This window comes from Peribacillus sp. V2I11 (genome assembly GCF_030817135.1).
In the GTDB taxonomy this organism is placed as follows: domain Bacteria; phylum Bacillota; class Bacilli; order Bacillales; family DSM-1321; genus Peribacillus; species Peribacillus simplex.
Map to the genome: position 1 here is coordinate 1,703,406 of NZ_JAUSYW010000001.1, position 13,113 is coordinate 1,716,518.

Below are 13,113 nucleotides of genomic sequence, written 5' to 3' on the forward strand. Positions count from 1 at the left end.
CTTCCACCATTTACTAGATTTCCCACCCCCACAAACTCGATATAAAAGGTAGAATGAGTATATAGGGGTCAAACTCTTATGGAGGGGTGACTAGATGTTATCAAATACAGAAATAGGCATTGACTTAGGAACTGCAAATACGCTAGTTTACAGTAAAAATAAAGGAATCGTATTTAATGAGCCATCTGTGGTGGCCATTGATATAGAGACTAATAAAGTATTGGCAGTCGGTGTGGATGCAAAAAACATGATCGGGAAAACACCTGGAAATATTGTGGCAATCCGTCCGCTTAAGGATGGTGTCATTGCGGATTTTGATGTGACCGCGCAAATGCTTCGGGAAATCATGAAAAAAGCAAGTAAGGCCCTAGGTTTATCGATACGCAAACCTAGTGTAGTGGTCTGTACGCCATCAGGTTCCACATCAGTTGAGAGAAGGGCCATTCAGGATGCAGTCAAAAGCTGCGGAGCGAAACAGGTCCACCTTATCGAGGAACCAGTAGCAGCAGCAATCGGTGCGGGCCTGCCTGTCGAAGAGCCCGTTGCCAATGTCATCGTTGATATCGGCGGCGGAACGACTGAGGTCGCAATCATCTCTTATGGCGGCGTCGTTTCTTGCAATTCAATCAGAATTGGCGGAGATCAATTGGATGAAGATATCAGCCAATATGTCAGGAAAAAACATAATGTGCTGATTGGGGAAAGAACAGCCGAGGAAATAAAAAAAGAAATCGGCTACGCACTCGTTGAACATTCCGTGATTACCATGGAAGTCAGAGGCCGGGATCTTGTGACGGGTCTTCCAAAGCCGATTACAATATCATCCACTGACGTCCAGCAAGCCATTCAGGAATCGCTTCTTCATATACTGGAAGCAATCAGGGCCACTTTGGAAGATTGTCCTCCTGAATTGAGCGGGGATATCGTCGATCAAGGTGTCATCTTATCCGGCGGGGGTGCACTTCTCAACGGGATACAAGAGTGGCTGACGAATGAAATTGTCGTCCCAGTCAAACTTGCAGATAACCCGCTTGAATCAGTTGCCATCGGAACCGGGCTTTCACTTGAGGTCATTCACAAATTACAAAAAGCCGTGTACTAAAAAGATGAGGGAACCCCAACTTGGGGTTTCTTTTTTTTATCATTCCAGGCTGATGTCCCCCATGATGCAAACAGCAATCTCACGTTAAATAACTTCCCTGAAATATTTTACCTAGTTTGAGTAGAGAATAAGGAAAAAGTTTTTTTACGTTCGACAGCATGCATTACTGTTTGGATAGGAATCAATACCGCAGTACTAAATGCATGCAATGTTACATAACTTGTGTTATAATGTAATTATGTTACATTGGTAAGAGGAGAAGATCTATGGAATATGTAGAAGCCTTTAAGGATATCAATCAAATCAGCAAAATAAAAACATACTTACGCGCTCACTCCAGTCGGGATTATTTATTGTTTGTACTCGGCATCAATACAGGAATGAAGATAAATGAAATGCTCGAAATCACCGTCGCCAGCGTTCTGGATGAAACGGGCAAAGTCAAGGAGTTCTATGAGCAACGGACGGAAAATGACGAAGTCAACCAAATTTATTTGAACCTGAAAGTCCGTACCGCCTTACAAGAGTACCTTAAAGGCTCGAAGGTTATCGAAGGTCAATTTTTATTTCTTTCCCCAAAGACAAAAAAGCCGATTACACGTCAACAGGCGCATCGAATCATCCATGATGCTGTGGAAGGTGCAGGGCTGACAGGCAAATTCGGAGCAAGTTCGATGCGTAAAACTTTTGGCTACCATGCCTATAAACAAGGAGTGTCACTGGCCTTGATACAGAAGCACTACCATCATTCCAGTCCATCGGAGACATTAAAATACATCGGCATATCCAAAGAGAAGAAATTCAAGACGAACATTGACGTTAACTTATAAACATTCTGCTATCTTCTATTAACTCTAACCAACATTTTAAGGAGGAATTCCAGTGAGAATTAGAGAAAGTGAACTTCCTGGTATTGGCCAAAAATTCGAAATCATAACGAGAAATGATGAAAAGTTAGTAATCGTCATTCACGATGACGGCCGGCGGGAATTATACCATTTTGATAATGAACATGAAGACGTCATATCAAGCATCACCCTTAACGATCAGGAATCCCGGCAAATGGCTTCCATCATAGGCGGCATGGTTTATAAACCACAAGCACTTGAAACGATTGAAATGTCATTGGGCGACTTGGTGATTGAATGGTTCAAAGTCGAACCGGGTTCAAAGGCCATCAATCAAACGATCGGATCGATTGATATCAGGAGCAATTATAACGTGACCGTCATCGCCCATTCTAAAAAAGGAAAAAAACAACTGAATAATCCTGGCCCTGACTCCATCATCGAAACAGGCGATACCCTTGTGATATCCGGTGAAAGAAAAGATATCCGTAACCTTATAAGAGAATTATTGACCGACGAAAGGAGTGACTAAGCTCGTATGGACCATTTAGTCTTTGAAGTGGGAACTGCCCTACTTCTAGTAGCATTAGCTGCTCTCGTTGCAGGTAAATTCAAAATATCAAATGTTCCACTATTAATTATCATCGGGATGCTCGTTGGCCCCCATGCCCCGCACTTCGGATTAATTGACCTGCGTTTCATTGAAAGTGATGAAATCATAGCATTCCTCGGTCGTGTCGGTATTTTATTCCTTCTGTTTTACCTAGGGCTTGAATTTTCCGTCAAAAAGCTTATGAAGTCCGGGAAAAATATCGTGACAGGCGGAACCTATTACATTTTAATCAACGTGGGAATGGCATTGCTGTACGGTTTCCTGCTCGGTCTTCCATTAAAAGAGGTTCTGATATTAACCGGGATCATCAGTTTTTCTTCAAGTGCCATTGTGGCAAAGGTACTTGTGGACCTTAAAAGGACCGGTAACAATGAAACCGAGCTAATCCTTGGCATCATCATGTTTGAAGATATCTTCCTCGCTGTTTATTTATCAGTCGTATCCGGATTGGTATTAAGCTCTTCTGGTTCCGTTTGGGGAACATTACTTTCTACATTTATCGCGATTGGGTATATGCTGATATTTTTTGTTATCGCCCGGAAAGCATCTGGGGTCCTTAACAAACTATTCAATATAACCTCCGATGAGATTTTTATCATCGTTGTTTTCGCATTACTATTCTTCATTGCCGGTTTCTCGGAAACGATTCATGTTGCGGAAGCCATCGGTGCATTACTGCTCGGCCTAGTCTTTTCTGAGACGGAACATAGCGACAGGATCGAGAAACTTGTCATTCCCTTCAGAGACTTCTTCGGGGCCATATTTTTCTTCAGCTTTGGCTTGAGTATCGATCCGACGACCCTTGGCGGAGCTGTCTGGATGGTTCTTGGAGCCGTCATCATCACCATAATCGGTAACTTTGCCGCTGGTATGATTGCCGGACGCAAATCCGGTTTATCTCACAGAGCATCCGCAAACATCGGTTTAACGATCGTTTCACGCGGCGAATTCTCCATTATTTTAGCCAACTTAGGCATTGCTGGCGGTTTAATGCCTATATTAACCCCGTTTGCGGCACTTTATGTTTTGACCTTAGCGATTCTTGGGCCGATCCTTACAAAAGAATCCAAACACATCTATACTATCCTAAATAAAGTCTTCAAATGGACCCCTCCTAAGGTTCAAAAGGAACAAGGAAAAGAAGTGCAATAGTGAAGAAAGGCCAGACATTTCTGTCTGGCCTCAGTTTGTAGACAAAAGGGGTTCGGAATTAAAAAATTCTGAACCCCTTTTGAAATTCCCTTTGAATTTTCGCCTAAAGTTAAGAGATTGGGGCTCTACGAGCCCACTATGTTAGGCCATTTTTGGACCTCGCCATGTCCAATTGGCCATCTTCTTTAAATTAATGGCAGCGAAAGTAAGCATCGCCTGCATCGACAATTTTTTAAGTCCCCTTAAAGTAGTCCAACGCATACCATGCTTTTCTTTTGCATCTGCGAATACACGCTCAATCGTTTCTTTACGTTTTGCATATATAGGTTTTACATCTTGATGATGACGCAGATGATCTGCTTCTTCCACATGTGTTTGCCAGATATGCCGTGTCACCACTTTTTGACAGTCTTTGCTTTCTGTACACCGAGATAAAAATGAGCATGTTGTACAAATTTGTTTTGGCGATTTGTACTCGCGATAGCCCTCTTTATTTGTTGTTGAGTACTTTAAAGTTTCGCCCGAAGGGCAAAGGTAACAATCAAAATGTTCATCGTATACATAGTCCTGTTTGCGGAAAAATCCTTCTTTGGTGCGAGGACGTGTATAAGGTAAAGCCGGTATGATTTCTTTGTTAAATAGGTAGCTTGTAATCGCTGGTGTTTTATAAGCTGCATCTGCGGCAACGGCTTCCGGTTTTCCAACTTTCTCAATCACTTGTTCAACTAGTGGCTCTAAGATCTGACTGTCATGTGTATTTCCAGGTGTTACAATCGTTCCCAATACAAAACCGTTGCGGTCTGCGGCCGCGTGGAATGAATAGGCAAACTGTTTTGTTCGTTCATCTTTCACATAGTAGCCACTCTCAGAATCCGTTGTACTTTCTTTAATCTCTTTGGTCTCTTCTTTCTCAAATTTATTTGGTGGAAAAGGCTTTTTTCCATGGTTTTCACGATCTTGATTGATTTCTTCTTGAAGACGTCCTTGATACGCTCGTGTTTCTTTACGAACGATTTTCTTTTCAAATTTCCGTTTATTCGCACTGGCTTTCACATGTGTGGAATCCACGAAAACGTGTTCAGCACTTATTAACTTTTTATAAGAAGCTGTCATTAAAATGCGATAGAAAATCTGTTCAAATAGGTCTGTATCTTTAAAGCGTCGCTCATAATTTTTCCCGAACGTAGAGAAATGAGGTACTTTATCATGGAAACCATAGCCTAAGAACCAACGGTAAGCCATATTGGTTTCAACTTCTTCAATCGTTTTACGCATGGAACGAATACCGAAGGTATATTGAATGAAAGTCAGTTTAACTAAAATAACTGGATCAATACTTGGGCGTCCTACCTCTGAATACATATCTTTCACCAAGTCATAAATGAAAGTGAAGTCAATGGCAGCCTCCATTTTACGAACCAAATGGTTCGGTGGCACCAGTTGATCTAAAGTAATCATTTCAAGTTGATCTCGCTGAATAGAATCATGTTTAGAAAGCATCCTCATCACCTCAAGTTTTAATACTTCTATTTTAAACCAAAAATGACTCCAGGCAAAAGTGTTCTATCTAAAAGGTAAGACAAAGTTGATTGGAACGGAAGGTACGAGACTCCTGCGGGAAAAGCGCGTCTAGGGGAGACCCCGCAGGCGAAAGCCGAGGAGGCTCCCCGACCGCCCGCGGAAAGCGAGTGCCTGGAGTGGAAATCAACCGTCCAAATTGTACAAGCCATAAAAATAGACAAACTCGATTTTCATCGAGTTTGTCTACAGTCTGAGGCCAGACATTTCTGTCTGGCCTTTTTTCTGTTTACCATTTATCACTCACCTCCATGATTTTCCGAATATGATTATACTTGTTTTAAAGGGGGGATAAAATCATACCTAGCAGTAGTATTTGGCCGTATTATTCATAGGCTTAAAGTAACAACAGCACCTATTTACAGTTAATCGCGAAACTTACGAGATTTAGGGATACTTGCTGTACGAATCTTCACTTCCGGTTTTTTAGGCATGATACTCGCCATCCCCCGAACTCTGCAAAACTTTCAAAAAAAAGGGCATTGGTAAGTGAATTGGCTAAGGTTGGTCATCCTTAATGAAGCATTTAAAACTGATTTGCCTCTTTCCCACGTTACATATCGCTGGAGTAGTTGCAGGTTATGTCATTGTCACAAGCTTCTGCAAGCGCGCGGATTAGAGCTTTCAATTTCTTTTCTTTTTAGGATTAACTTACATGAACAGAGGGAAAAGAAGCAGATAACCTAAGTAACTATTCAGGAGTGATGCCCAGATGAATAAGTCGGTAAAATTTTCAAAGAAACTGATTAAAGAAATAAAGGAAGATCGTGTGACGGGGCTGGCAGCAGAACAAGCTTATTACTATTTACTGGCACTATTCCCTTTGCTCATTTTACTGCTGTCCATATTACCTTATCTGAACATCGATATTCAGACAGCCCTTGACACGATAAAAACCTTCATGCCTGCGGAAACGATGGAAGTCATCGAGAAAAATATCATAAACATATTATCTGAACGGAACGGCGGCTTACTGACTTTTGGTTTCCTTGGCACCGTATGGTCCGCTTCCAACGGAATGAATGCGTTCATCCATTCCATGAATATCGCCTATGATGTTGAAGAAACAAGGAATTTCATTAAAGCCCGCTTCATTTCCATTGTATTGACATTAGGCCTGGTTGTAGCATTCATCGTCATGTTGGGTCTCCCCGTCTTCGGAAAAGTCATCATCGATTTATTAAAGCAAGTCATTCCGATCCCTGAAGAAACACAAATTTTATTCAGCTTATTACGGTGGGTTATCGCAGTTGTGGTCATCTCACTTGTCCTGGCCTTTTTATATCGCTTTGCACCGAATAAAAGTTTTCCCATTAAACATGTCATCCCAGGTGCAGTGACCGCAACCGTACTTTGGCTTGGAATATCACTTGGATTTTCATTCTATGTCAGTAACTTTTCCAACTACTCTTCCACTTACGGCAGTTTAGGAGGCGTCATCATCTTGATGCTATGGCTGTATATGAGTGGTCTGATTTTTGTGATCGGCGGAGAAATCAATGCAATTCTTCATCGGCAAAATTCCATTCCAAAAAAACAGTCACGCACGATCGTTCATCCTGTCCCGCTTAAAAGGTAGATCATGAATTACAATGGAAGATTGAAAAGCGGCTGTCCCATTCGGACAGCCGCTTCCTATTCATCCCTTATTGACAAACTCTTCATATCTTTCATCATGGGCCAGCCATGCAGCGTATTTCCGCTTCATGTATTTTTCCGCTTCCGCGAATGTATCGAATGTTTTTTTCTGTTGTTTTCCGTTGATTTCAACAATCCATTCCTCTTCTTCATCTTCATAGATGAATATGTCCTGTTTGTCTCTCGTTGAATATAGGCAACCCTCTGGGGATTCTTTTACATTCAATTGATTCTTATGTGCGTCTCGTTTAAGGGGCTCGGCATAGAAGGTCTTTTCGACATATTGGCTATACGCCTTTTCGGACATGGTACAACCGGCGGCTTTTTGGTGGCCGCCCCCATCGTACTTGCCAGCAACCTCAGAAACATCTATATCATCGTGGATTGTCCGGAAGCTGATTCTTTTACTTCCTACCATCAGGATGGCTATATAATCCAGATGCGAGAACTCTTTCGACAGTTCATTACCCAATTCTGAGTGGTATGACTCTGCATGGACCACACCAGCTGTATGGGGACCGACCGTAGCCTGATAGACTTCCCTTTTTTTTCTGTTTATGTATCGATCAACCCGACTCTCTTCAACATTCAGAAGGGTTTGCTCCACTTCGTCAAAAGTAAAACTTTCAGCCGTCGACAGCTTATTTGCGATTTTCATTTCGAATTCCTCTATCGGAATCATGAAAAACAGGTCATTCAATCGTTTTGCCGTTGTATTTTTATTGACTTCCCATTCCCAAGTATCGTATTGACGGACCAATTCAACGAATTCAGCGACAATGCTTGAAGGTTCCAGCAATTTATTTTCAACTGCATACTGATAGAATAATGATGTCGCTGCCGTCTGTTTACCATCTTCCTGTTCGACAGTTACAGATGCCCAATCATGTTCGTTCAAATGCAGTGCTGACTTATGATGATCAATCAGCAGCGCCTTGCCTCCATCTTCCACAAACTGAGTAATCATTTTTTCGTTATCTTCATCAACCGATAGATCAGTAACGATCAATGTATCTTCAATTTTAGCCTGCTCAAGAAATGCTCCTACATTCTGATTAAGGCGACCAATTGAATTATAACTAACCACTACTTCTTCTCCGAATGCCAGCTTAGCTACAATGCCGCAGCCGACTCCATCTAAATCATTATGTGTAAAGAGATGGTACACACAAACCCCTCCTAATAACTAATAAATTTACTTTTCCCTAAAGACATGAATTTCAATTGCAATCTTTACAATTGTAGCATAATCATATCCGCATATTTTATCATGCTTCCATTACGTGATGCTTTTGTTCTGTTTTTTTATCGTAAATTCCCTAATGATTCTTTATTTTCCATTTTTTATACTACTTCCGCCCCCTCCATCCTTCTAAGTTTGATTGGAATCGCATCCATAAACGTCGCGTTGTTAGAATTGGAAAAGAGCCGGAAAGCAGAAATCAAACAATCAGCCATGCTTGATGAAATCACACGGTCCAATAAAGGATTGACCGATTTTTATAATGGACTTCAAGAAAACGTCCATACTACAGGGAAAATGTCCGAGGAAGTCACAAACGAGATTAACCAAATCTTGGAAGTTACCTGTTTGATAATGGAAAAGCCCGAGAGAATGCCGCTTCCCTTGTGGAGGTTGCGGCGAGTGTCGAAGATCGGCATTCGCTAATCGATCAAATGGCCAGGAACTTTACGAACTCTGAAGAATTGCTTAACGGTTTAAGAAAGTTGACATGAGCCGGCACATCAAAAAAAGCCGCAGGAATGTTAATCCCTGCGGCTTCCTTATGTGAATCACTGTTCTATCAATTTTCCAAGGTTGGCCATTTCAATGGCACTAACCGCAGCTTCATAGCCTTTGTTACCTGATTTTGTTCCTGCACGTTCAATGGCTTGTTCAATATTCTCAGTTGTCAGTAAACCGAAGATAACCGGTACACCTGTTTCCAATGAAACGGAAGCCATACCTTTAGCTGCTTCATTGCAGACATAATCGTAATGTGAAGTGGCACCCCTGATTACCGTTCCAAGACCGATTACCGCATCATATTTACCTGTATTCACAAGTTTCTTAGCAATTAACGGAAGTTCAAAAGCACCCGGGACCCACGCGATGTCCACATCATTCTCATCAACGCCATGACGCTTAAGGCCATCCAACGCCCCTCCTAAAAGCTTGCTTGTGATAAACTCATTAAATCTTCCTACCACGATTCCGACTTTCAATCCTGATCCGATTAATTGTGCTTCAATAGTTTTCCCCATGTCCAATTCCTCCTAATTTTTAAAAACAATATCATTTTTTTTCATTTTAAGATTTAATTCCTTAAAATCCTTCAAGCTTTCGGGATGTTCAGTTCAAGTTCCTGTTTCCCGATTGTATCATTTTGTTGAAGATACCGAATCAAATCGGCTATCGTAATGAATTTCAGGTTGAATTTGTCAGCGATGACTTCTAAATCGGATACGCGGGCCATCGATCCATCCTCATTCATGATTTCACAAATGACACCAGCTGGAGCGGCACCGCATAACTTCGCCAAGTCCACCGATGCCTCCGTATGTCCTGCCCTTCTTAATACGCCGCCTTCTTTAGCGACTATCGGAAAAGTGTGACCTGGCCGTTGGAAATCTTCAGCGACCGAATCTTCATTAAGAAGCTCAAGGATGGTCAAGGACCTTTCAAAAGCACTGATTCCTGTAGAGGTGCTTTTATGATCGACACTTACCGTAAAAGCAGTGCCATGATGATCGGTATTTTCTCCTACCATAGGATGCAGTTTCAATTTCGCTGCAAGTTCTTCAGTGATGGTTGTACAAATCAGACCACGTCCATGAGTCGCCATGAAATTAATCGCTTCCGGTGTCGCCTTTTCGGCCAACACTACAAAATCTCCTTCATTTTCACGGTCTTCATCATCGGATACGATTACTACCTTGCCAGCCTTCAAATCTTCTATTGCTTCTTCTATTGTATGGAACATCATTACACCGCCCTTTTATTAGAATCCATGCTCTGCCAAAAACTCTAAATTCAGTCCTGGTTTTGGATTGCCATTTTTCATTTGATGTATTATATATTTCCCTATCATGTCGTTTTCGATGTTAACGATATCGCCAGCCGCTTTTTGTCCCAATATGGTGTCCTGATGGGTCAATGGAATCAATGATACAGTCAAAAGGTTCCTTTCAATCCCAAATATCGTCAAGCTTGTTCCATCAATGGCCACGGAACCTTTTGGAATGCAAAAGGTACTAAGCCCTTCTTCCAATTGGATTACATAATATACGGCATTTTCTTTTCGTTCTTTTTTTATGATTGTTCCCGTTCCGTCGATATGACCTGAAACAAAATGACCGCCAAACCTTCCCTGTGCACTCATGGCTCGTTCGAGATTAACAGGTGATCCCAATTTTAACGTCCGGATCGAGGAAGCTTTGACCGTTTCCGGCATCACGTCGACCGTAAACAAACTTTTCGTGAAGGACGTTACCGTTAAGCAGACCCCGTTGACTGAAATACTATCCCCTAGATGCACATCTTCAAGGATTTTTTCAGAACGAATCGATAACTCCATACTGCTTTTTCCTTTTTTCAAGGAATGTACGGTACCGATATCCTCAATGATTCCCGTAAACATGTTTTTCCCCCTTTTATAAAATATAAAAAACCCCTTAGGATGACCTAAGGAGTTAGCAGGAGAAATGAGTGAAAAAAATTGTATACCTAAAAAGCCCAATATTTCCATTTCGAAAAATTAGGCGTACGTATACACTTGGGTTCCACACGTCCTTCTCCCATCCAGACTTTACTGTCGGCTTTGGAATCTCACCAAATCCTGCCTTTAACAGGCTCGCGGGCTTAGAATTTCTTCATCACCGCCGGTTGGGATTTTCACCCGACCCCGAAGGACTAAAATAATATGAATCTTTGAATATTTTATCACCATAAAGTGAAGATGTAAAATTTCTAACCTTAAATGGTTCAATTGTTACAGGAACTTCCTCTCTTTATGGAAAAATGACCCCCAAGTACCCCGATGTGCTCCTAAAAGGTTAAGCAGGCTAAATATGTGGAATAAGGTTAGCAGGATCACAATTCATACAAGGAGGAAGCCCATGATTATTTCCATCATTAACTTGATTTTCTATCTGTTCGTCGTCACGATGAATTTTTTTTGCCAATTTCCTGCCATTGAACGGCCAAACATCAGGAGAGATTTCCGATAAACTGGATGTCCTTTTCACTCTTGCCGGTTATGTATTTTCCATATGGGGCTTGATCTATTTCCTGCTCGCCATCTGGGTATTCAGGCAGTTTTTAAGTAAACATCAAAACAGCCCTGTTTATAATGCATCCTTCCCTTGGTTCGCTTTAAGCTGTGTCCTAAATGGAACTTGGCTTTTGGCTTGGCACTATGAACACTTTTTTTTATCCGTATTCATTATCATTGCTCTGTTGGCTACTTTAATGGTCATTTATACAAGCATAAAAAAAGTGGAGCACGATACTTTCGACCTATTTCCATTTTCCGTTTATACAGGCTGGGTAAGTGTTGCAACCATCGCTGACATTTCTTATTACCTCACCTATATCAACTGGGACAGTTTTGGGCTAACTAGTTTAACCTGGACGATCGTCCTGCTGATTGCAACAACAATCCTGGCCTTTGTCTTTGCAGGTAAAAACCGGGATTGGTGCTATCCTCTCGTATTCGTTTGGTCGTTCATAGGCATCGGGATACGAAATAGCGCCGCATATCCGGTAGTTACAGACATTTCTTATATCCTGGCAGCCATCATTTTTATCGTATCTATCACCATATTCATTAAAAATAGAAGGAACTGAATAAGGAATATGGTAGCCTAAAATGCTTGCTGAAGATCTTGCCAGACGTCCTGCCAACCTTCAAGGCCAACTGAGAGACGGACCAGCTGGTCACTGATGCCCATTTGTTCACGCGAATCTTCAGGAACGGCAGAATGCGTCATGGTAGCGGGATGCTGGATCAATGTTTCGGCATCCCCCAGACTGACAGCAATTTTGATAAGTTTCAATTTATTGAGGAATTCCTGTGCATTCTGTTTTGTGCCATGCAATTCGAAAGAGATAAGGCCGCCGCCATGTTTCATCTGTTTTTGCATTATATAATGATCCGGTGAAGCATCATCACCTGGATAATATACCCTTTTCACCTTTGGATGTTTCTTAAGTTCATGAAAGATTGCCATTGCATTGGCCGAATGACGGTCCATCCTGACAGGCAAGGTCTTTAATCCCCGCAATAGTAACCAAGCATCGAATGGTGAAATGATTCCACCGATATCTTTCTGTGTAGTCCCAGCTACATGATTCATGAATTCCTTTTTACCGACGACAAGGCCCGCAACGACATCCCCATGCCCGCAAAGATATTTGGTAGCGCTATGAAGGACGATATCACAGCCATATTCAAGCGGTCTCTGTAGGTAGGGCGTCGAAAACGTATTATCGACTACGACCGTCACATTATACTCCTTCGCAACTCTCACCACCATCTGTAAGTCAATCATTTTCATCGTCGGATTGATCGGGGTTTCTACATATATGCAGGTCGTTTCCGGCCGGATCATATTCCTTACCTGTTCTTCTGTATCCATTTCACAAAAATCATGAGTGATGCGGTATTTATTTTTCATTAGCTGCAGAAGACCGAATGTACAACCATATAACCCCTGTGAGCACAGGATGTGGTCATCTGTTTTTGTTAAAGCAAAAAGTACTGCTGAAACCGCAGCCATCCCTGAACCGAAAGCAAGGCCAGCTTCCCCGCCTTCCAAAGCGGCAATCTTTTCTTCAAGCACCTTTACCGTTGGATTTCCAAGGCGAGAATAAATATATCCATCTTCCATACCGGCAAAACGCCTTTCCCCTTGCTCGGCACTTTCGAAAGTGAATGTCGAGGTTTGGAATAAGGGTGTTGCCAAGCTTCCTAAATGTTTATTCGAATCATATCCTTCATGGATGACTGCAGTTTCAAACTGTTTATACTTTCCTGTCATACCGTCTCCTCCTAACCTATGTCTATTGCTATCATATGCCAAAAAAACATATAAAGGAAGCGTTTTCATTTATGATTATCCCCCCATTAACGAACTCTTGAATTTAGTAAGTGTGATATAATTTCACAATCAAATATAAT

General features: G+C 41.8%; 12 protein-coding genes, 1 pseudogene and 1 riboswitch. Of the genes and pseudogenes, 7 read left to right on the forward strand and 6 right to left on the reverse strand.

The genetic code is table 11. The annotated features are described in order from the left end of the window. Window positions 1-94: 94 nt before the first annotated feature. The 4 genes from mreBH (at window position 95) to QFZ73_RS08200 (ending at window position 3,715) form a co-directional block, all read left to right on the forward strand. Entirely contained in the window at window positions 95-1,102 is a 1,008-nt protein-coding gene (gene mreBH, locus QFZ73_RS08185) for a rod-share determining protein MreBH (RefSeq protein ID WP_251431526.1), read from the forward strand. A gap of 266 nt (window positions 1,103-1,368) precedes the next feature. After that, window positions 1,369-1,932: a tyrosine-type recombinase/integrase gene (locus tag QFZ73_RS08190; protein WP_307265118.1), complete on the forward strand. Its 564-nt coding sequence runs from the start codon at window positions 1,369-1,371 to the stop codon at window positions 1,930-1,932. A 52-nt stretch (window positions 1,933-1,984) separates the two neighbouring features. Then, on the forward strand, window positions 1,985-2,482 hold the full coding sequence (locus QFZ73_RS08195; RefSeq protein WP_251431508.1) for a cation:proton antiporter regulatory subunit: 498 nt from the start codon (window positions 1,985-1,987) through the stop codon (window positions 2,480-2,482). A gap of 6 nt (window positions 2,483-2,488) precedes the next feature. Then, entirely contained in the window at window positions 2,489-3,715 is a 1,227-nt protein-coding gene (locus QFZ73_RS08200; RefSeq protein ID WP_307265123.1) for a cation:proton antiporter, read from the forward strand. Between the two features lie 141 nt (window positions 3,716-3,856). Here the strand turns inward: QFZ73_RS08200 and QFZ73_RS08205 are convergent, their stop codons facing one another. Beyond that, on the reverse strand, window positions 3,857-5,215 hold the full coding sequence (locus QFZ73_RS08205; RefSeq protein WP_307265127.1) for an IS1182 family transposase: 1,359 nt from the start codon (window positions 5,213-5,215) through the stop codon (window positions 3,857-3,859). A gap of 790 nt (window positions 5,216-6,005) precedes the next feature. Between QFZ73_RS08205 and QFZ73_RS08210 the strand changes: the two genes are divergently transcribed. Further along, window positions 6,006-6,872, forward strand: a complete 867-nt coding sequence (locus QFZ73_RS08210; RefSeq protein ID WP_251431505.1) for a YihY/virulence factor BrkB family protein — start codon at window positions 6,006-6,008, stop codon at window positions 6,870-6,872. 60 nt (window positions 6,873-6,932) lie between these two features. Here QFZ73_RS08210 and QFZ73_RS08215 read toward each other — a convergent pair whose 3' ends face one another. After that, entirely contained in the window at window positions 6,933-8,099 is a 1,167-nt protein-coding gene (locus QFZ73_RS08215) for a DHH family phosphoesterase (protein WP_307265131.1), read from the reverse strand. A gap of 102 nt (window positions 8,100-8,201) precedes the next feature. On the opposite strand from QFZ73_RS08215, the gene QFZ73_RS08220 reads away from it, so the two are divergent. Continuing rightward, window positions 8,202-8,600, forward strand: a complete 399-nt coding sequence (locus tag QFZ73_RS08220; protein ID WP_307265134.1) for a hypothetical protein — start codon at window positions 8,202-8,204, stop codon at window positions 8,598-8,600. A gap of 125 nt (window positions 8,601-8,725) precedes the next feature. On the opposite strand, the gene ribH is transcribed toward QFZ73_RS08220, so the two are convergent. The 3 genes and pseudogenes from ribH to ribE all read right to left on the reverse strand — a co-directional run bounded on the left by ribH (window position 8,726) and on the right by ribE (window position 10,572). Beyond that, window positions 8,726-9,196 carry a 6,7-dimethyl-8-ribityllumazine synthase gene (ribH, locus tag QFZ73_RS08225; RefSeq protein WP_048685088.1) on the reverse strand — a complete coding sequence of 157 codons (471 nt, stop codon included), beginning with the start codon at window positions 9,194-9,196 and terminating at the stop codon, window positions 8,726-8,728. Window positions 9,197-9,276: 80 nt separating this feature from the next. Then, window positions 9,277-9,915, reverse strand: a pseudogene (gene ribB / locus QFZ73_RS08230) (3,4-dihydroxy-2-butanone-4-phosphate synthase); the annotation flags it as partial. Between the two features lie 18 nt (window positions 9,916-9,933). Then, window positions 9,934-10,572, reverse strand: coding sequence for a riboflavin synthase (gene ribE, locus QFZ73_RS08235; protein WP_251431494.1), 639 nt, complete (start codon window positions 10,570-10,572; stop codon window positions 9,934-9,936). Between the two features lie 145 nt (window positions 10,573-10,717). Beyond that, window positions 10,718-10,848, reverse strand: a riboswitch (FMN riboswitch). Between the two features lie 278 nt (window positions 10,849-11,126). On the opposite strand from ribE, the gene QFZ73_RS08240 reads away from it, so the two are divergent. Next, window positions 11,127-11,780: a tryptophan-rich sensory protein gene (locus QFZ73_RS08240; protein ID WP_307265141.1), complete on the forward strand. Its 654-nt coding sequence runs from the start codon at window positions 11,127-11,129 to the stop codon at window positions 11,778-11,780. A gap of 17 nt (window positions 11,781-11,797) precedes the next feature. Here QFZ73_RS08240 and megL read toward each other — a convergent pair whose 3' ends face one another. Next, window positions 11,798-12,973 (reverse strand): methionine gamma-lyase, encoded by a 1,176-nt coding sequence (gene megL / locus QFZ73_RS08245; protein ID WP_307265144.1) that lies wholly within the window; start codon window positions 12,971-12,973, stop codon window positions 11,798-11,800. Between the last annotated feature and the right edge of the window lie 140 nt (window positions 12,974-13,113).